This window comes from Sporosarcina sp. P34, from assembly GCF_002743375.1.
Taxonomy (GTDB): Bacteria; Bacillota; Bacilli; order Bacillales_A; family Planococcaceae; genus Sporosarcina.
In genome coordinates this window covers 54,196-73,683 of sequence record NZ_PDZC01000004.1, presented here as the reverse complement: position 1 = coordinate 73,683, position 19,488 = coordinate 54,196, and the positions used below count along the sequence as shown (strand labels likewise).

General features: G+C 45.5%; 20 protein-coding genes and 1 riboswitch. Of the genes, 16 read left to right on the top strand and 4 right to left on the bottom strand.

Going from position 1 to position 19,488, the window contains the following annotated elements; translation table 11 throughout:
• The first annotated feature begins 465 nt into the window (after nt 1–465).
• Together CSV63_RS08510 and CSV63_RS08505 are read left to right on the top strand one after the other, a co-directional pair.
• Complete coding sequence (locus CSV63_RS08510; RefSeq protein WP_099695455.1) at nt 466–1,755, top strand: HD domain-containing protein; 1,290 nt, start codon at nt 466–468, stop codon at nt 1,753–1,755.
• A gap of 17 nt (nt 1,756–1,772) precedes the next feature.
• Nucleotides 1,773–2,279, top strand: a complete 507-nt coding sequence (locus CSV63_RS08505) for a YwgA family protein (protein WP_099675583.1) — start codon at nt 1,773–1,775, stop codon at nt 2,277–2,279.
• Nucleotides 2,280–2,327: 48 nt separating this feature from the next.
• Here CSV63_RS08505 and CSV63_RS08500 read toward each other — a convergent pair whose 3' ends face one another.
• Nucleotides 2,328–2,513 carry a 2-hydroxymuconate tautomerase gene (locus CSV63_RS08500; protein WP_099631212.1) on the bottom strand — a complete coding sequence of 62 codons (186 nt, stop codon included), beginning with the start codon at nt 2,511–2,513 and terminating at the stop codon, nt 2,328–2,330.
• A 67-nt stretch (nt 2,514–2,580) separates the two neighbouring features.
• Between CSV63_RS08500 and CSV63_RS08495 the strand changes: the two genes are divergently transcribed.
• Nucleotides 2,581–3,099 carry a YwhD family protein gene (locus tag CSV63_RS08495; RefSeq protein WP_099695454.1) on the top strand — a complete coding sequence of 173 codons (519 nt, stop codon included), beginning with the start codon at nt 2,581–2,583 and terminating at the stop codon, nt 3,097–3,099.
• A 637-nt stretch (nt 3,100–3,736) separates the two neighbouring features.
• On the opposite strand, the gene CSV63_RS08490 is transcribed toward CSV63_RS08495, so the two are convergent.
• A complete protein-coding gene (locus CSV63_RS08490; RefSeq protein ID WP_099695453.1) occupies nt 3,737–5,791 on the bottom strand; it encodes a transglycosylase domain-containing protein in 2,055 nt (684 codons plus the stop codon).
• A gap of 158 nt (nt 5,792–5,949) precedes the next feature.
• On the opposite strand from CSV63_RS08490, the gene CSV63_RS08485 reads away from it, so the two are divergent.
• The 13 genes from CSV63_RS08485 to CSV63_RS08425 all read left to right on the top strand — a co-directional run bounded on the left by CSV63_RS08485 (nt 5,950) and on the right by CSV63_RS08425 (nt 17,710).
• Nucleotides 5,950–6,366, top strand: coding sequence for a YwiB family protein (locus CSV63_RS08485; protein WP_099695452.1), 417 nt, complete (start codon nt 5,950–5,952; stop codon nt 6,364–6,366).
• On the top strand, nt 6,363–8,030 hold the full coding sequence (gene argS, locus CSV63_RS08480; RefSeq protein WP_099695451.1) for an arginine--tRNA ligase: 1,668 nt from the start codon (nt 6,363–6,365) through the stop codon (nt 8,028–8,030). Before CSV63_RS08485 ends, argS begins: the two co-directional genes overlap by 4 nt.
• A gap of 335 nt (nt 8,031–8,365) precedes the next feature.
• Nucleotides 8,366–8,493: riboswitch (cobalamin riboswitch) on the top strand.
• A 139-nt stretch (nt 8,494–8,632) separates the two neighbouring features.
• Nucleotides 8,633–9,619: an ABC transporter substrate-binding protein gene (locus CSV63_RS08475; protein ID WP_099695450.1), complete on the top strand. Its 987-nt coding sequence runs from the start codon at nt 8,633–8,635 to the stop codon at nt 9,617–9,619.
• Complete coding sequence (locus tag CSV63_RS08470) at nt 9,612–10,604, top strand: FecCD family ABC transporter permease (RefSeq protein WP_099695449.1); 993 nt, start codon at nt 9,612–9,614, stop codon at nt 10,602–10,604. The genes CSV63_RS08475 and CSV63_RS08470 overlap by 8 nt, the downstream gene beginning before the upstream one ends.
• Nucleotides 10,605–10,606: 2 nt before the next feature.
• The gene (locus tag CSV63_RS08465; protein WP_099695448.1) at nt 10,607–12,079 is read left to right on the top strand and encodes an adenosylcobinamide amidohydrolase; all 1,473 of its coding nucleotides are present in this window, start codon (nt 10,607–10,609) and stop codon (nt 12,077–12,079) included.
• The gene (gene cbiB / locus CSV63_RS08460) at nt 12,079–13,032 is read left to right on the top strand and encodes an adenosylcobinamide-phosphate synthase CbiB (RefSeq protein WP_099695574.1); all 954 of its coding nucleotides are present in this window, start codon (nt 12,079–12,081) and stop codon (nt 13,030–13,032) included. Before CSV63_RS08465 ends, cbiB begins: the two co-directional genes overlap by 1 nt.
• Nucleotides 13,019–14,092 (top strand): threonine-phosphate decarboxylase CobD, encoded by a 1,074-nt coding sequence (gene cobD / locus CSV63_RS08455; RefSeq protein ID WP_099695447.1) that lies wholly within the window; start codon nt 13,019–13,021, stop codon nt 14,090–14,092. The genes cbiB and cobD overlap by 14 nt, the downstream gene beginning before the upstream one ends.
• Nucleotides 14,074–14,646 carry a bifunctional adenosylcobinamide kinase/adenosylcobinamide-phosphate guanylyltransferase gene (locus CSV63_RS08450; RefSeq protein WP_099695446.1) on the top strand — a complete coding sequence of 191 codons (573 nt, stop codon included), beginning with the start codon at nt 14,074–14,076 and terminating at the stop codon, nt 14,644–14,646. The genes cobD and CSV63_RS08450 overlap by 19 nt, the downstream gene beginning before the upstream one ends.
• Nucleotides 14,643–15,461 (top strand): cobyric acid synthase, encoded by an 819-nt coding sequence (locus CSV63_RS08445; protein WP_099695445.1) that lies wholly within the window; start codon nt 14,643–14,645, stop codon nt 15,459–15,461. Before CSV63_RS08450 ends, CSV63_RS08445 begins: the two co-directional genes overlap by 4 nt.
• A 12-nt stretch (nt 15,462–15,473) precedes the next feature.
• The gene (gene cobS / locus CSV63_RS08440) at nt 15,474–16,238 is read left to right on the top strand and encodes an adenosylcobinamide-GDP ribazoletransferase (protein WP_099695444.1); all 765 of its coding nucleotides are present in this window, start codon (nt 15,474–15,476) and stop codon (nt 16,236–16,238) included.
• Nucleotides 16,199–16,792, top strand: a complete 594-nt coding sequence (locus tag CSV63_RS08435) for a histidine phosphatase family protein (protein ID WP_099695443.1) — start codon at nt 16,199–16,201, stop codon at nt 16,790–16,792. Before cobS ends, CSV63_RS08435 begins: the two co-directional genes overlap by 40 nt.
• Nucleotides 16,744–17,127, top strand: coding sequence for a bifunctional adenosylcobinamide kinase/adenosylcobinamide-phosphate guanylyltransferase (locus CSV63_RS08430; protein WP_099695442.1), 384 nt, complete (start codon nt 16,744–16,746; stop codon nt 17,125–17,127). Before CSV63_RS08435 ends, CSV63_RS08430 begins: the two co-directional genes overlap by 49 nt.
• 1 nt (nt 17,128) lies before the next feature.
• Nucleotides 17,129–17,710 carry a cob(I)yrinic acid a,c-diamide adenosyltransferase gene (locus CSV63_RS08425; protein WP_099695441.1) on the top strand — a complete coding sequence of 194 codons (582 nt, stop codon included), beginning with the start codon at nt 17,129–17,131 and terminating at the stop codon, nt 17,708–17,710.
• Here CSV63_RS08425 and CSV63_RS08420 read toward each other — a convergent pair whose 3' ends face one another.
• Both CSV63_RS08420 and CSV63_RS08415 read right to left on the bottom strand, forming a co-directional pair.
• The gene (locus CSV63_RS08420) at nt 17,711–18,016 is read right to left on the bottom strand and encodes a hypothetical protein (RefSeq protein WP_099695440.1); all 306 of its coding nucleotides are present in this window, start codon (nt 18,014–18,016) and stop codon (nt 17,711–17,713) included.
• Between the two features lie 19 nt (nt 18,017–18,035).
• Complete coding sequence (locus tag CSV63_RS08415) at nt 18,036–19,235, bottom strand: iron-containing alcohol dehydrogenase (RefSeq protein ID WP_099695439.1); 1,200 nt, start codon at nt 19,233–19,235, stop codon at nt 18,036–18,038.
• Nucleotides 19,236–19,488: the final 253 nt, after the last annotated feature.

The window sequence follows — 19,488 nt, the reverse complement described above, 5'->3', positions numbered from 1 at the left end:
GCCCCTCCTACGCGCCAATCCCTTGCAAGGTAGGTGGGTGATACTTACAGAAGTTCATTAAAGTTAGGATTGTGATTAGCGTTGTGTAGGAACTTAAACAAGCTCAAAGACAACAAAAACTTACACACTACTTACAAAAGGTGAACCATGTTCTACCACTTACCATGTAGGATTGCTGCGGAAGCTGGGGCGACTCCGGGAGGATCAGCGAATGCCGTAGCGAAGGACGGCATTTGCGAGTAAAAGCGTAGCGTTAGGAGCATGCACTTTTATAAGTTGTATTTAAGCAAGCCACGCCCTCCGGAAAGCGTCCCCAGCTGGAGCAGCAATCCCCTTATAGATACTAAGTCGCTCTCCTAAATTTTAAGTTCCATACACAATACTTTCTAAAATCCGTCAAAGAGTACTATGTCACGTCACGTCGATTTTTGTTATACTAGAACGAATGAAGGATGAGGTGACGACATGGCGTACCAAAACGAAAAAATGCCTGAAGAGAAAGTGTTTAAAGACCCTGTACACAGCTACATACATGTCCGGGATCGCGTAATATGGGACCTAGTCAACACACGCGAATTCCAGCGCCTGCGCAGAATTCGCCAGCTTGGCACTACTTACCTAGTGTTCCACGGTGCAGAACACAGCCGCTTCCAGCACTCGCTTGGTGTCTATGAAATCGTCCGACGAATTCTCGACGACGGCTTCAGGGGGCGTGAAGAATGGAACGAAGAACAGCGACTCGTCGCCCTGTGTGCAGCATTATTGCATGATCTGGGACATGGTCCATTTTCCCACGCATTTGAAAAAGTATTCAATCTGGACCACGAACATTTCACCCAACAAATTTTATTGGAACAGACTGAAGTCCACGAAGTGCTGCGTCGTGTATCGCCAGATTTCCCACAAAAAGTGGCAGAAGTGATCGACAAAACGTATCCAGACAAATTGGTCGTCAGCTTGATCTCCAGCCAAATCGATGCAGACCGTATGGATTATCTTCAACGCGATGCATATTACACAGGCGTTTCCTACGGCCATTTCGACATGGAACGGATTTTGCGTGTCATGCGTCCTACGGAAGACCAAGTAGTCATCAAGCATAGCGGCATGCACGCAGTGGAAGACTATATCATGAGCCGCTATCAGATGTACTGGCAAGTGTATTTCCACCCAGTGTCTCGAAGTGCGGAAGTAATTCTTATTAAAATTTTACACAGAGCGAAATTTTTATTTGAAACAGGGTATGCATTTAAGCAAGAACCCACGCATTTCATTTCATTCTTCGCTCAAGAGTTCAAATTGAAAGAGTACATAGCCCTTGATGAGGGCGTATTATTAACGTATTTCCAACTATGGATGGAAGAAGATGACACGATTTTAGCAGATTTATGCGATCGCTTTGTTAACAGACGGTTGTTTCAATACGCCGAGTTTGATCCTGCAGTGCAATATATGAAATTCGGTGAACTGATTACATTGTTTAAAGAAGCAGGACTCGATCCTGAATATTATTTAGTGACGGATTCTTCATCTGACTTACCTTACGATTTTTATCGTCCAGGTGAAGAGAATGAACGAGTGCCGATTTATTTACAACTAGAAAATGGCGATTTGCGTGAACTGTCGCGGCTGTCCGATGTGGTTGAAGCGATATCTGGAAAACGCAGAACAGATCATAAAATTTATTATCCTGAAGACTTGTTAGTAGATGGAAACCCGTTGCATGAGAAGATTTTGGAATTGTTAAGAGGATAAGAGAGGGGTTGCGGGACTTGCTGCAAGAGCATGCAAAAATCGTTCAGTTTATATCGTTGGCAAATGAAGTTAATGGCCGTAAGAAAATGCAGAAAATGGTTTATATATTAAAGAAAATGAATTTCCCGTTTGCTGAGAAATATGAGCTCCATATGTATGGTCCTTATTCGGAAGAACTGACATTGCGAGTGGAAGAATTATGTGAAATGGGCTTTTTGGCTGAACGTTTTGAGGACAAGGGTTCGTATAAGCAATATTGCTATCAAGTAACGGATGAAGGATCGAAATTCCTTACGACAGCAGAAGCACCAAAAGAACAGTTGCCGAAATGTATCGAGCGATTGAATGAGAAGTCGTCACGCTTTTTGGAATTGGTCTCAACATTGCTATTTTTCGATCAGCTTGACAAAGAAGACCAAATTGCTAAAGTGCGTATCGTGAAAAACAAATTGAACTTTACTGATCAAGAAATGGATCAAGCTTTTGCCTTCATCGAAGAGATGCAAACAAGTTCAGTCAGCTAAATGGATCAAGTAAAAAGGATTCTCACGATGAGAATCCTTTTGCTGATTTTACTGATCACTCATGCGTTTCCCATTTTTAAAAAGATGATTTTTTGGCATTTCTTCAATGAAAACTGTTACGCTATCAGTAGTAGCACCAGTCGTTTCCACAACGGCTTGCGTAACTTTTTCACATAGTGCCCGTTTTTGGTCGTCAGTGCGTCCTTCAAGCATTTTTACTGTGACGTATGGCATTTAGTTTCCTCCTTTGCAGAAAATTCAGGTATAGTACATATAATAACAGAGACGGAGGTCGATTTATATGACAAGTGAGCAAAATTCAAAACCAAAGTTAGGATTTACGATAATAAAAAATGACCCAACAGATGGACATAAAGGTTTCGGCATAGGTTCGTTGTCGTTGGAAAATATTTCGCCTGTGATCATCGATGTGGAAGCGGGCACTGCACAAGTAGAAATGGGGGCTATGCATGCCCGTAGTGATACGGAACGGGGAATTAAATTTACCACAGACCGCAAAGATTCTGAAGGTGGCAAACCATACTGGCTCGTTTGGGTGACAATTGATTACCGTGAAGAAGGTCCGTATTACGCAGGAATCACAGCTTGTGAAATGATCGTCAACCGTGAGAAGAGACGTGGCTACAAGTTACTGGCAGACCACGTTAACCGTATGGACAAATCCATGAAGCGGCAAATTATCGTAGACGAAATGGATGATCGTTCGAAAAAAATTCTTAAGGACTTTTTGAAATCACATAACGCAGAACTTTGGGAACGTAGTACACCTGAATTACACGAAGGTTTGCGCACAGAGTAAGACGTCCAACGGGATACGTAAAAAGTACAATTTTCGTCAAATGCGTCAAAAATGTGACAATTTGCATTACGTCCTCTTTGAGGTTGAATGTCTGCAACAAACGAAGTAAACTAAACATACAGCTTTGCGCTGTAATCTAGGACACCCGCTATGTAGACGGTCGTTTGATGAAACCACAAACCCAAGCAGTGCAGATTCACTCGATTACTACATAACGGTCGAAAAAGCCTCGCTCTCCGCGGATACGGAGAACGAGGCTTTTTTCATGTGGATTCGTGGAATGAAATCTACTTCCGGTGCTCGTAGTTTGTGGATACTCGCTCTGTGTTGGCGTGCGGGGGCTCATAGTTTATCGCTACGCGCTCTATCGCCGCCGCTATCCGCTCAATCACGCACGTTTACCGCTCTATCTGGAGACCGATCCGCTCTATACGAACGTGCGAGCGCTCATAGTTTATCGCTACGCGCTCTATCGCCGCCGCTATCCGCTCAATCACGCACGCTTATCGCTCTATCTGGAGACCGATCCGCTCTATGCGAACGTCCAGGCGCTCATACCTTACCGCTACCCGCTCATAGACGTCCATCCGCTCAATCACACACGCTTACCGCTCTATGCAGAAGCCCAGCCGCTCAATCACTCAAAAAACGAAAACGGGAATAACTCCATTTTAGAATTTTCCTCTTCTCCCGAATGTTGTTCTCTTAACGAGCGATCCGTGCATAACTTCTTCGGTACATCTTTATCCTTCACATAGATCAATCGTTGCTTCGCGCAATCATTGACCGCAATTCCGCCAGTTTCTACATCCACAATGACGCCTTGTACGCCTGAAGGGGGGATAAATGGTTGTGGGGCTGTTCCTTCATGTGCTGCTTCCATAAAATCGATCCAAACTTTTTTTGAAACAGTTTTATCCTCCAAATTTTCTAGTTGCTTGCCACGGTCAAAGCCTGTCCAGATGCCTGCAGTTAATGTGGGCGAGAATCCAATCAAATACTGATCCGAAATTGTTGTGCCGGACTTCGCTGCATAAGGTCGTGTTTGTTTCGGTCGCATTGACAATCCTGTGGAAGTTAAATAATCATTGAAAACAGGGTCGAACATCCCAGTCATCAAATGCGTTAGCACAAATGCGTCTTGTTCTGACATGGCTTGCTTTGGTTTCTTCGATGGATGCTCATAGACCAGTTTTCCGTTCGCATCCGTAATCGAGAGAATCATTTGGGGTTCGACTTGTTTACCTTTTGACGCAATACGATTATACGCTGTCGTCATCTCGAATAATGTCACATCGGATGTTCCAAGAGCGACTGCCGGGGATTCGGTAAACGAGACATCGATGCCTAGTCGCTGCGCCATTTTTGTGTACGGTTTGTAACCGACTTGCTCAAGCGTTTTGACTGCATAAATATTATCTGAAATGGCAATCGCCTGTGCCAATGAAATCGGCTTCACCGCAAACTCCCCGTTAATATTGCTTGGCTCATATGTCGAACGACCGTCATCATACGTAAACACTGTCTTTTCGGCTGTCATGAATGTTAACGGATTCATACCTTTTTCTAGCGCTGCTGCATAGAGGATAGGCTTCATCGCAGACCCCGGTTGACGTTTCGCTTGAGTTACTCGATTGAAGGAGCTGTCGCCAAAATTCACTCCGCCTACCATCGACGTGACATACCCCGTGTCTGGAGCCATAGAAATAAAACCGACTTGCAGGTCATTTGCGGGCATGGCTTGTTTAATTGCCTGTTCCGCTGCTTGTTGGTGCTGTTGATTCAACGTCGTTCGAATTTGCCAGCCACCTTCTGCGGGTACACGTCCTTTTGAAGCGAGGATGTCTTCTGCCTCTTGCCATGCAGCATCCAAAAAGTACGGTGCCACTTGCTTCATATCTTTCCAACTCTCTGTCTTCAGTACGATCCTCTCTTCAACCGCGCGTTCCTTTTGCTCGGCTGAAATATACTCGTACTGCTCCATTTGATCGAGCACGAGTAGTTGGCGGTTGCGTGAATTCTCGGGATGATCTAGAGGTGAATAAATAGAAGGGCCTTTTGCAATCGCCGCAATCGTAGCCGCTTCTTCCAATGTCAGCTCTTTCGCCGCTTTTGAGAAATAAAATCGGCTCGCCGCTTCGACCCCGTACATTCCGTGACCGAAGTAGACGGTATTTAAATAACCTTCCAAAATCGTATCCTTGTCATAGAAAACTTCCAGTCGATAAGCAAACAATGCCTCATGCAGTTTCCGTGTCCAAGATTTTTCGTGCGTCAAATACAGATTCCGCGCATATTGCATGGTAATCGTACTCGCTCCTTGTGCCTTACTCATCGTTTTGACGTCTTTTAGAACTGCACCCGCAATCCGTTTATAATCAAATCCATTATGCGAATAAAATTGTTTATCTTCAGTTGCCACGAAAGCATCCGTAAGAAAAGGGGATATATCGGATAGCTTCATCCAATAACGTCTATGTTGCGAAAAGTGATCCCCGATCTGATGCCCGCTATGATCGAGGAACAATGAAGCCTTTGGTACGCTCAATGAAGGGGCACCAAGTACTTGAGCATATATTCGAAGGGCGATTAAGACCGTCACGATCGCGGCTATCGACGTGATCGACAAGGACAATACAATCATTTTCATTTTTTTACGATTGCTGGTTTTTATATAGTCGCTACGTTTCATTACGCATCACATCCCGTTCCATTCAGTATCTTTTGACAGTATGGGACGGTTATGGATGGATTAAACGGACTGTAGGAAAAGTTTAGACGTGTAACATTGAAACTGGTACCGGAAGAAGTGTATAATGAGTGAATCTATTTACTTAAGGCGGTGAACGAATGGAAGCGCCAAAATTGAAAGTTCAGCTCCGTTCCGTTATTCAACATCCAGACCAGCAAGCGGAAACGCATACGATGCAGGCGACTGGAGAGATCATTGAGAAAAAAGGGCAGGCCTACTTATTGTTTGAAGAACAGACGGAAGGAATGCCAGCAGTCCGAACGACCGTGAAATTACATGCCGAAGATGCCTTTATCATGCGTAAAGGCGGCGTGCAGATGCGCTTACCGTTTAGACAAGACGATGTTCGTTTTGGCACGTACGGTAATGGTCCCGCCGTTATGGACTTGGCGGTTTATACCAATCAACTGGAATGGGTACCTGGACGTTTTACGGTAGCGTACGACTTACATTCAGACGAAAGTTTATTAGGGAAATACCATTTGACAATAACCTACTCGGAGGTAACACAATGAATGCAGTAGAGCAGATCCAACATGAAATTAAAGAAGCATTGCACGAAGCGATTGAGAAAGCACAACTAGTCGAAGGTGCGGATATTCCGGAAATTAAACTGGAATCACCAAGAAGTAAAGAGAACGGCGATTATGCAGCGAATATCGCGATGCAGTTGACAAAACTAGCGAAAAAGCCACCGCGTGCAATCGCGGAAAGTATCTTGGAGCATCTTGATACGACGAACACAGCAATCGACTCCATTGAAATTGCGGGACCGGGTTTCCTCAATATTCGCTTGAAAACAGATAGTCTTGGAGATATCGTGAAATCTGTCCTTGATCAAGGGGCAGATTACGGACGTTCCGACAGCGGACAGCAACAGAAAATCCAAGTTGAATTCGTTTCAGCGAACCCAACAGGCGACTTGCACTTAGGACACGCACGCGGGGCATCACTTGGTGATTCATTATGTAACATTCTTGACAAAGCAGGCTATGATGTAGCGCGTGAATACTATATCAATGACGCGGGTAATCAAATAAATAACTTAGCGTTATCGATTGACGTTCGGTATTTCGAAGCACTTGGATTAGAAAAAGAAATGCCGGAAGACGGCTACCGTGGCGCAGATATCATCGCCATCGCAAAAGGCCTCGTTGAACAATATGGAGACAAGTATGTCCATGTTCCAGAAGAAGAGCGACTTGCATTTTTCCGTGAACACGGCTTGAATATCGAATTGGATAAACTTAAGAAAGACTTAACGGACTTCCGCGTTCATTTCGATAACTGGTTCTCGGAAACGTCCCTATATAACAACGGCAAGATCGAAATCGCACTCCAAAAACTTCGTGAAAATGGCCATGTCTATGAAGAAGATGGCGCGACTTGGTTCCGCTCTACTACGTTTGGCGACGATAAAGACCGTGTATTGATCAAGCAAGACGGTTCATTCACGTACTTAACACCGGACATTGCCTATCACCAGGACAAGCTGAGTCGTGGATTTGATAAACTGATTAATATTTGGGGAGCAGACCACCATGGATATATTCCACGTATGAAAGCAGCAATCCAGGCGCTAGGTTATGACCGCGATACGCTCGAAGTAGAAGTGGCGCAAATGGTTCAGCTTTATAAAGACGGAGAAAAATTCAAAATGAGCAAGCGCACAGGAAAAGCGGTCACATTGCGTGAACTCGTAGAAGAAGTCGGACTAGACGCTGTACGGTATTTCTTTGCGATGCGCTCAGGCGACGCACAAATGGACTTCGATTTAGATTTGGCGGTATCCAAATCCAATGAAAACCCTGTCTACTACGCACAATACGCGCACGCACGTATCTGTTCAATCCTACGTCAGGCAAAAGAACAGAACGTGGAAGCATCAACGAAGAACGTCACGCTATTGCAGGATGAGAAAGAATTGGAGCTACTGAAGAAGCTTGGAGATTTCCCGAAACTTGTCAGCGACTCAGCTCGCATGCGCGCACCGCACCGCGTGACAACGTATATTCAAGAACTCGCAGCTACATTCCATAGTTTCTACAACGCGAATAAAGTGCTCGACCCGGAAAATAAAGACCTGTCCGAGGCGCGTTTGGCTTTAATCACAGCCACTAAAACGACAATCGCGAACGCGTTGAAATTAGTTGGCGTTGAAGCACCGGAAAGAATGTAATTTATCAAAAGTGGCCAAGCAGATTAATTACTGCTTGGCTTTTTATGTCTTTGGAAGTATTGCATGTCAAAGTTTCATTTAATTAAACGAAATATCCCAATAGCGCGATCTTCAATCAGTTTGGCGCGGTTACACATCATAATAGCGCGGATCACTTAACGATAAGCGCGGTTACATAGAGTACTCGCGCGGTGTTAAACACGAAATGCGCGGTCTTATTCAGTTTTAGCGCGGTTCAACCTTCCACCACAAGAACAGGTAGGAAGTATGGATGACTTTTGAAAGATCAGCACCTCCCTGTACAACCCTCACTATTAACGCTATAATGAAGCATAATTACATATCTTCTAAAAGGTTCTCAATACTAGAGATGAAAAGTGAAATCGGTTCAAATCCGATGCGGTCCCGCCACTGTACGTGCTATGCACAAGCCAGGTCACCCTGCCTTTTTAGAAAATGAAGTTCCGCAGCAACCTACGAGGATAGGTGTACTGGAAGAAGTCGCGTCCTGATTTCATCCCACCTAATCCTTCGAATGATCGAAGGTTTTTTCATGTCTGCGACTTGCGTAATGCCACACACATATTAAAGGAGGAACACACATGAAGAAATTTTTACAACTACTGCTGACAGCTATGCTCGCGGTACTACTACTCGCAGCATGTGGAAGCGATAGTGCAAAAGAAGAAATACCAGCAGATGAAAATCAAGCTGGCAAAGAAACGAAAACAGAACAAGCATCAACGGATACAACGAGTTATCCATACACCCTGACAGATGCGATTGGCGAAGAAGTTACATTTGAAAAAGCGCCGGAAACTGTTATTTCATTACTTCCAAGCAACACGGAAATTTTATACGGAATTGGTGCAGGGGATAAAGTCATTGCAGTAACAGAAAACGATGATTATCCTGAAGAAGTAACGGAGCTTGATACAGTAGGGGACTTTACAGTCAACATAGAAAAAGTGATTTCATTGCAACCGGAAGCAGTATTCGCAAATGAAATGATGATGGGTTCGAATGAAGAAGGATTGAGTCAGATTCGTGACGCAGGCATCCCTGTGATTGTTATACAGAATGCAGGAACATTTGAAGAGACGTATGAAACAATTGAATTGATTGGTAAAGTTATGGACAAAAATGCGGAAGCGAATCAAATCGTTGAAGATATGAAAACGAAAGTCGCTGATATCGAAAAGAAAGCAGCGGACATTACGGACAAGAAGCGCGTGTTCATTGAAAACTCCGATGCACCTGAAATTTATACGCCAGGAAAAGGAACTTTCCCACAACAGTTTTTGGATATGATCAATGCTGAAAACATCGTGACAGAAGAAGGCTGGGTAATGATCAGTCCTGAAACGATTGTAGATGAAAATCCGGATGTGATTTTGGCAATCTATAGCTATATTCCAAATGTCGTGGAAAATATTAAAACGCGTGACGGGTTTGATGCAGTTACTGCGATCAAAGAAGATCAAGTCATTCAACTAGATGAAAATATTACGAGCCGTACAGGCCCACGTTTAGCTGACGGATTAGAATTGTTTGCGAAAGCAGTCTATCCTGAGGTATTCGGTGAATAAAACTGTGCTCGCCTATGTCGTGTCGATTGCCACACTCCTTGTGGCAATCTGGCTCGGCGTATCGATCGGTACAGTGAAAATACCAATAGAGACGCTATGGAATCAAGCGGACGCGACCGCAAGTAATATTTTGTGGAAGATCCGTATGCCGCGTGTGTTGCTGGCAGGAATTGTCGGTGCCTCACTGGCTATATCAGGAGCCGCGTTTCAAGGGCTTTTGAAAAACCCATTAGCTGATCCTTACACCCTCGGAGTGTCATCCGGTGCCTCTGTCGGCGCCGTGATTACACTCTTTTTTGGTATATCGCTACCGATTCTTGGCGCGTTCACCTTACCTGTATTTAGTATGATGGGTGCCGCAATCACGATGTTTTTAGTGATTGGTTTTGCTCGAATGGTAGACCGGTCAATGAAAATGGAGACGATCATTTTAACAGGAATTATTTTCGGTTCTTTTCTCGGCTCCGTGCTGTCGCTGATGATTGCATTAACGCAAGAAGAACTTCGTCAGATTGTCGGTTGGCTGCTTGGTAGTGTATCGATGCGCGGCTGGAACTATATTCTGATGGTCCTGCCATTTTTCTTCATCGGTACATGTATGCTGTGGCTTAATCGCCGTGAATTGAATGCTCTATTATTCGGTGAAGAACGTGCGCATCATCTTGGAGTCAATGTCAAACAACGTAAATTGATGATTTTGCTAGGGGGATCGGTATTAACTGGTTCCGCTGTTGCCGTGTCTGGAACCATCGGCTTTGTAGGCCTAGTTGTACCGCATATGACACGGATGTTATGGGGCTCCGATCACCGTCACGTATTGCCATTATCATTATGTAACGGTGCTTCATTATTGATCATTTGCGATCTCGTAGCACGAACGATTATTTCACCGGCGGAATTACCGGTCGGTGTCATTACCGCATTCATTGGCGCTCCGGTGTTTGCCTATATCTTTTACAAACAACGTAGAAAAGGAGCGATGTGAAGATGTTGCAAGTGGACAATTTGTCGGGAGGCTACGGGAGAGAACCGATTGTGCGAAATGTGTCGTTCCACGTGGAAAAAGGAGAAGTTCTCGGAATTTTAGGACCGAATGGTAGCGGGAAATCTACATTACTGAAAATTATATCGGGGATTTTGCCGAAACAAAGCGGGAAGGTCATGATTGCCGGAAAGCCTTCTGGTGCCTATACGCAGAAACAATTCGCACAGCAAGTAGCCGTCTTGCCGCAGCTTCATGCCCATGCCTTTTCCCATAGCGTCAAAGACACTGTCGCTCTAGGTCGTTATCCGTATCAGACCGGAATTTTTTCAAGTTGGTCGGAGTTTGACGAGCAGGCGGTACAAGAAGCGATGAATCATACAGGTGTCACGCGATACGAAAATACCGCCATTGAATTATTGTCAGGCGGCGAGCAACAACGCGTATTTGTTGCACAAGCACTTGCCCAGCAAGCACCTATTTTATTATTGGATGAACCGACAAATCACCTCGACATCGCGCATCAGCAACAATTGCTCGATACGATCCGTAATCAAGCGAGACAGAAGGGGATTACGGTTATTTCGGTATTCCATGATATCAATCTCGCTGCTCTGTATTGCGATCGTCTGTTGCTATTAAAGAATGGAGAAGTAGCATCAATCGGTGTGCCGCAAGACGTCGTACTGGAACCTGAAATTCATCACGTATACAATGCGCGCGTCAAAACACAGCCCCATCCTGAAATGCCGAAGCCTCAAATGACGCTGTTGCCGAACTTGCAAGAAAAGGTAGAGCTATTTTCTGTAAAGAAGGCAGACATAACGATTAAGGAAGATCACGTATTGTTGCAATCCAGCCAATCGCTGAAGACGATTTCTTCCGCTGTCCATAATGCGGGACTTGGCTGGTACAAGACATTCGTCAATCGAGGCGTACGTGCGGATTATATGATTGATGATGTTCAACGGGAGAACACGGACTATTTGCGTACGCTTGGCTATCATCTGACAGATACAGTCGCCATGATGACAGCGGTTAGTCCCGAGCATGTTGAAGTAGAAGAGTACGAAGGAGAGTTCGGCTCGATTGTCGTGGCGGTGACAGCAGGTGTTGGAAACGCGGTGGATGTTTCAAAGTCTTGGCAACGTGAAGATATTCCTTACATAGGCACGATCAATACATGGGTATTCGTTAATGGTGAATTAAGTGAAGAAGCTTTCGTCCAAGCGTTGATTACCGCAACAGAAGCGAAAGTGAAAGCACTACAAGACGAGCAAGTGAAAGATCCAGAATCTGGCACAGTCGCTACAGGTACTTCGACAGATAGCGTGTTGATCGCATCTACACAACAAGGAGAATACTTGCCGTACGCAGGGCCCATTACTCAACTCGGCAAGTTGATCGGTAAAGGGGTCTATGATTGTACGGTGCGAGCTATTCATTCGTATCGATTAGCAGTTGGTGAGCACGGATGATTCCTGCACATTTTATTGCGATCGCCATTGGCATGGTGCTCGACCGGCTCATTGGGGACCCGCCTAACTGGCCGCATCCAGTCAAGTGGCTAGGCACGATGATTAGTAACTTGACGAAGCTATTGAATAAAGGAAGCATGCGTACAATAAAAGGGGCGATCGTCTGGTTGTTTATATGTATGACGACGTTTCTACTCGTCATCTGGCTCGTCAGTATTGCGTATCGCCTGCATCTGTTGGCGGGGATCGCAATCGAAGCACTGCTTATTGCCGCCGGACTTGCACAAAAGAGTTTGCGAGACGCGGCGTTGCTAGTTTATGAGCCATTGAAGTCAGGAGATATGAACGAAGCCCGTGAAAAACTCAGTTGGATTGTCGGTAGGGATACGAAGGAGCTCGATGAAAGTGAGATAGCCCGCGCTACGATTGAAACGGTTTCAGAAAACACATCTGACGGAATCACGGCTCCATTATTTTGGGCATTCTTGCTCGGCGCACCTGGTCTATGGCTGTATAAAGCGATCAATACACTCGATTCCATGGTGGGGTACAACGATGAACGTTATCGTGAATTTGGAAAAGTTTCGGCCCGTATGGATGATCTCTTTAACTGGATACCTTCAAGAATGACAGGATTGCTCATTCTATTATTCACTCCAAATGAAGGCGGACATTCATTTGCAAAGCGAATTAGCGGCTGGCTGGGCGATGCCAAAAAGCATTTGAGCCCAAATAGCGGTTATCTTGAAGCAGCAACGGCTTGGCAACTCAATATTCAGTTAGGCGGACGTAGTACATATCGTGGAGTAGTGTCGGAGCGGGCGATACTGGGTCCAGCATTCATTGCGAATAAAGAACATATCCGCTCCGCTACTTACCAAATGCAAGTCGTGTCGTGGACATTCTGGTCACTAGGCACAGTAATAGGAGGAATTTTCTATGCAATTGCCTGAACACGGCGCAAACAGTAAACGACTGTACACATCAATGAATATTCCTATGCCTAATGAAGTGTTGGATTTCAGTGAGAACTGCAATCCAGCAGGTCCTCCGCCGTCTGTAATAGAAGCGTGGCCTACGTTGATATCAACACTCAACAGCTATCCTGATCCAGACGGTCAGCCATTTCGTTCGGCGGTTTCGGTTTTTCATCAAGTAGACGAACAACAAGTGCTCGTCGGCAATGGTGCGGCAGAAATACTCTCTTTACTGGCAGGGAATTACCGAGGCAAACGAGTAATATTGATTGACCCAACCTTTTCCGAATATCGCGCTACGCTTGAAGTGAACGGTGCAGAGGTCGTTTCGCTTCAAGCTAGTGAAGCAGAAGGTTTTGAATTGCCTATGCGTCAAATTTTAGAGGCATTACCTTTAGCGGATGCGATATATATATGCACGCCAAATAATCCGACAGGCTTGTTACCTTCAAAAAGCGAGCTAATAACGATTATAGAAGCGGCTAAAAGTAGTTCGACAGATGTTGTGCTAGACGAAGCATTTATTGATTTCATCGATGAATCCAAGTCCTTTATTCCACAAGTCGCCAACTATCCGAATTTGTTAATCGTGCGCTCGATGACGAAAATGTATGCGATACCTGGCATCCGTCTAGGGTATATCATTGCACATCCCAATCGAATCGAAACGCTGAAACAACGAGCTTCGCATTGGCATGTCAACGGACTTGCTGCTGAAATCGGGGTGTTCTGTTTACAGGAAGAAGCGTATCGTGAACAGGCGATTTTGCACGCGCAAACAGAACGCGTAAAGATGACGCAGTTCTTGCGCTCGCATAGTTGTGAAGTCCTCGACTCTTCCGCTAATTATCTCGTCATGAAGCCTGTGCAAGATGCGAAAAAGCTTTATAAAGATTTATTGAATCAAGGGATTGTCCTGCGGCATTCGGAAAACTTCCGCGGGATGGACGGGCGTTGGTTGCGGATTGGAATGAAATCCGAAACAATGATGGATACACTGCGGGAGGCGATGGATCAATGGTTCAAGCGACAGTAACATTCATCAGTGGCGGAGCGCGCAGCGGAAAAAGTGCGTATGCGGAACGTCTGCTTACGCATCAAACAACAGGTCGGCTTGTCTACATTGCATCTGGTGTAGCAGCCGATGAAGAGATGAAGCATCGGATTGACCAACATAAAGAAGATCGTCAACATGCAAATTGGCACACACTCGAGCAACCGAAACATCTCCATGAAGTGTTACCGTTTCTAAAACCGGATGATCTCGTCTTATGGGACTGCCTCACTACATGGCTCGCTAATGAAATGTATGAAGGATACGAAGAAGGGACACCTTGCGTCCATCGCGCGGGGTGTTTAGAACAAAAGCAGAATCAACTACTTCACACGATAAAGCAAATGACAGAAATCGTCTCACAGCTAGTCATTGTTTCAAATGAAGTCCTCGATGAGTGGCCGCAATACGAAGAAGAGACGGAAATCTACCGCCAAATCATCGGCATACTGCATCAACAAATCGTAAAGCAAGCAGACTATGCGATTGAAATGGATCACGGGTTGCCAATTGTTTGGAAAGGTGTGAATTCATGAACGGATTAATGATCGTGGGTACTGCTTCAGATGTCGGTAAAACGATGATTTGCACCGCGCTATGTCGACTGCTTTCGAATGAAGGCGTCCATGTAGCACCTTTCAAATCACAAAACATGTCGGGCTTCTCTGTAACGTTAGTGGACGGACGTGAAATCAGTCGGTCCCAATTCCAGCAGGCACAAGCAGCCCGCACACAACCGATTATTGAAATGAATCCGATTTTGATGAAGCCGCGAGACGCTATGCGGGCTGACGTTCTACTTATGGGCATACCGTTTGAGGCGATAGGCGGGCAATCTTTTCGTGAAGAGTGGTTCGAAAAAGGTCTTGAAACAATTCGAGGAGCGTTAGATTATTTGTCCGATCACTACGACATGCTGATCATCGAAGGGGCGGGCAGTACCGCAGAAGTAAATTTGATGGATCGTGAATTGACGAATATGCGCGTTGCGGAACTGGCAGATGTACCTGTCGTACTAGTTGCGGACATTTCCAAAGGCGGCGTATTTGCATCGATTGTTGGCACACTTCAACTACTTTCAGAAGAAAGACGTCAGCGTGTCAAAGGCATTATCATCAATAAATTTTACGGTAACGTGTCTAATTTCGAAGACGGCGTAAAATTTATTGAACAATACACTGGGATCCCGGTGGCGGGTGTCATTCCCGTCTTAGAAAACCATGGAATACTAGAAGAAGACATGGATCGTGCCACGCTTCCTGCAATGGAAGGTGTCGATGTCTACGAACAATGGGCTGATCACGTAAAGCAACATCTCGACTGGCCGTTGATTCAATCTATCTTGGCGTAAAGGAGCGAGAAGATGAATAGCATTTTACTAGCGCTCCAATTTTTTACGTCACTTCCTGTTCATAAAGAACTGCCGTTAGGGAAGAAAGAAGTATCCGGCATGTACATCGCGCTGCCGTTCATCGGGGGCGGTATAGGCGTACTGCTAGCAGGCGTTGCGTATGTTACAAGTGATTTCAATAGTTTCCTGACTGCGGTACTCATTTTGCTCGCGGGATTGGTTGCGACTGGCGGCTTACACGTAGACGGATTTGCGGATCTCGGTGATGCATTCTTTTCCTATCGGGATCGTGAAAAACGACTGACTATCATGGATGATCCACGGCTCGGCGCATTCGGCACATTGTCGTTACTCGTTTTACTCTGCTTGAAAATTGGCTTATTCATTGAAATATTGCAGCTCGTAAACGGTTGGACGTTGCTTGTCGCGGTGCCGATTCTCTCCCGTGCTGCATTAGTAGGGTATTACACACTAACGAAAACCGCGAAAACAAGCGGCATTGCGTACTTTTTCAAACAACAATTTCTACGCGGACGGATGCTTGTTGCATCGAGTGCGATCAGTGTAGTGACGATTGTTTTGTTAAGTATTCAATTCCGCTCCATTTTATTAATCCCCGTTATGCTACTCGTCATATGTTTGGCGATCTGGCTTTATCATCGCTGGACGATCAAACATTTCGGAGGCGTCACAGGGGATCTATGCGGAGCATTCATTGAAGGAATGGAGGTACTATTATGGCTCGTCCTTATCGTATATTTCTCGTCCGGCATTTAACGACGACTGCGAATGAACAGCGACTCTATTGTGGATGGACGGATAGCGAATTGGTGTCGCAAGAAGGCGAGGCCATTGAATTTCCAGTAGCCGTCCAACATGTAATGGGTAGTGATTTGATCAGAACCCGTCAAACTGCGGCCATTTATTTTCCACAAATAGACTTTACGGCTGATGTGCGCTGGCGGGAATGTCATTTCGGGGACTTTGAAGGGCAGTCGTATGATCAGTTGAAAAATGATCCTGACTACCGCAACTGGCTAGACGATGCCTGGAACACACCACCGCGCAATGGGGAAACATTGCAACAAGTAAAAGCACGCGTGTTGGATGCAATAGCTGAGTTGCCCAATGAAGCAGTCGTCGTGACGCATGGCGGCGTGATTCGCGTAGTGCTCGATACATTCACACAAGAGCAACGTTCATTTTGGGAATGGGATGTAACGAACGGATCCATTTGGCAACTCGAATGGGCTAGCGAGAATGAATTCAAGGAGGGGAAGCCATGCACGTCGTTATCGGAGGTGCCTATAACGGTAAAACAGACTATGTGAGACGTTGGATTGGCGATTCGGCGGCATGTTTCTGTACAATGGATACAACAGCAACCGCTAACCCCGGTGAAACACTCGTTATCTCGGGTTTGCATGAATGGCTGATGACTACAGATATAACAGAAATAGAGGCCAGCAGCGCAGTGCGCGAAATCAGCGGACCGAACACTGTCTTCATTTTAACGGAAATCGGGCGGGGCATTGTACCGCTTGATGCACAGCAACGGGAACTGCGTGATCGATGCGGCCGTTTGTATCAGCAATTATTCGCAGAAGCCACAACGGTTACAAGAATTTGGTATGGTATTGCTCAGACAATCAAAGGAGTGAAGTGAAATGAAAATCTATACGAAGACTGGCGACAAAGGTACGACAAGTTTAATTGGCGGACGCGTCGCAAAAGACGACTTGCGCGTTGAGGCATACGGCACGATTGACGAACTGAATTCATTCATCGGGAAAGCCATGACAGAACTGGACGGTAAGACGTTTGCGGATATCTTAACCGATCTCGAGACCATTCAAAATGAATTATTTGACGGTGGCGGAGACTTGGCAAACGTCATGAAAGAGCGTCATTACAAGCTTGACGAAGAACCTATCACAGTTCTTGAAAACCGAATCGATAAGCTAATGGAAGAAGCGCCTGAACTAGAACGTTTCATCCTACCAGGCGGTTCACCGGCAGCGGCGACATTGCATATCGCACGTACTGTAACACGCCGTGCAGAACGTGTAACCGTTACACTGATGAACGCAGCGGACGACGTATCACCTGTCGTGGGGCGCTATTTGAACCGTCTATCGGATTATCTATTCGTAGCAGCACGCATCGTCAACGCTCGACTCGGCATTCCAGACAATGAATACGTCCGCAGCGCAAAAGTATTCCGCACGAATGATAAAAAGGATAAGTAATCATGCGTAAACAGGGGTCTCTGGTAATGCCAGAGGTCCCTGTTTTTTTGTGTGGCGCTCAATGTATCCTTGTCTCCGCTCAATCGCGTAGCTTGAGCGCTCTATCAAGTTCCGCATCCGCTCAATCGCGATGCCAGAACGCTCTATCAATCTTTGTATCCGCTCTATCACGGGACCCGAGCGCTCTATCAAGTCCTGTATCCGCGCTATCACGGGGCCCGAGCGCTCTATCAAGTTCCGTATCCGCTCAATCGCGATGCCCAAGCGCTCTATCCATTCCCGTCTTCGCTCAACCAAGTCCCACATCCGCCCCCCCCCCATCAAATCAAACCCGAATCACATCATACAATTTCGTAAACTCTCGCTTACTTAAAATTTTCGGCACAGGATACAACGGATTTGCTTCCGCTGATGCGCGTTGTACCATTAGTGGAATATCTTCTACCATAATTCCATCTACATGTTCCGGAATATTCATCGCATGATTCAGCGCTCGAATTGCCTCGATGAACTTCTCTGCTTTTATTCGCTTCGAATCCGAACGATTTGTGATGCCAATTAAATCAGCTAACTCGGAAAGGGGATTATATACGCTTTTGCCATAATACTCGAGTACGTGCGGCAAAATAATCGCATTCGCTAATCCGTGTGGCATGTTGTAAAATCCACCGAGCGTGTGTGCAATGGCATGAACATTGCCGACGTACGCTCGAGTAAATGCTTTGCCGGCCAAATAAGAAGCCTGTTGCATATTCGTTCGGGCGGTTAGATTATCCCCATTGCGGTAGGCTTCATATAAATTTGAAAACACGAGTTGCACTACTGTACGGCTGTCTCTCCACGTATCATTCGTATTACTGTTGCCAATATACGCTTCGACTGCGTGCGTTAAGGCATCCATACCGGTAGTTGCCGTAATCGCGGGCGGCAACTCCATTGTCAACAGTGGATCGAGCACAGCGTAATGGGGAATCAGTGACGTATCATTGATCGCATACTTCTCATATGTCTCACTATTCGTCACTACCGCAGCGAGCGTTGCTTCACTTCCGGTTCCCGCGGTCGTAGGTACAGTGAACAACGTAGGGATTCGCTTGCGCACGTGGAATAAGCCTTTCAATTCGGGAATCTGTTTCTCGGGTCTTGCAATTCGTGCACCTACTGCTTTTGCGCAATCCATTGGAGAACCACCGCCGAACGCGATGAGTGCTTCGCATTCATTGGCTATGTACAATGCTCGCGCTTCTTCGATGTTGACGATCGTAGGATTTGCGACAGTTTGGTCATACACCAAGTATTTGATACCGAGTGAATTAAGACCGACTAGCATGACATCTAATAAGCCGAGCTTGGCGACGTCGCGATCCGTAATAATGAGCACGCTACGAATGCCGAGACTTTTCACTTTCCCCGCAAGGCTTTCCAAACTACCAGGTCCAACTAGCAACTCCGGCTCGCGCCAAGGTAAAAAATTCATTCCGACTTTGAGTCCTTTTTGAAATAGCCGTGCATATAATCGATACATAACAAAACTCCTTTCTAATGCTAGTAATGTATTATGAAAACGTTAGCATGAAGTAGGTGAATTTGCTATATTAAAATACGATAAGATAGAATATTCCAACTATTTTAGTGGTAATGTTATACTAGAGATGGAAAGCGCTCAATTTCTCTAATTAGGTTTAGTAATCAATTTAAGTAACGTAGCGATAAAGACTACCAGAGCGGGCTTTGAAGAAAGAATACTGGTAATAACTACATAATAACTTGACAAAAAG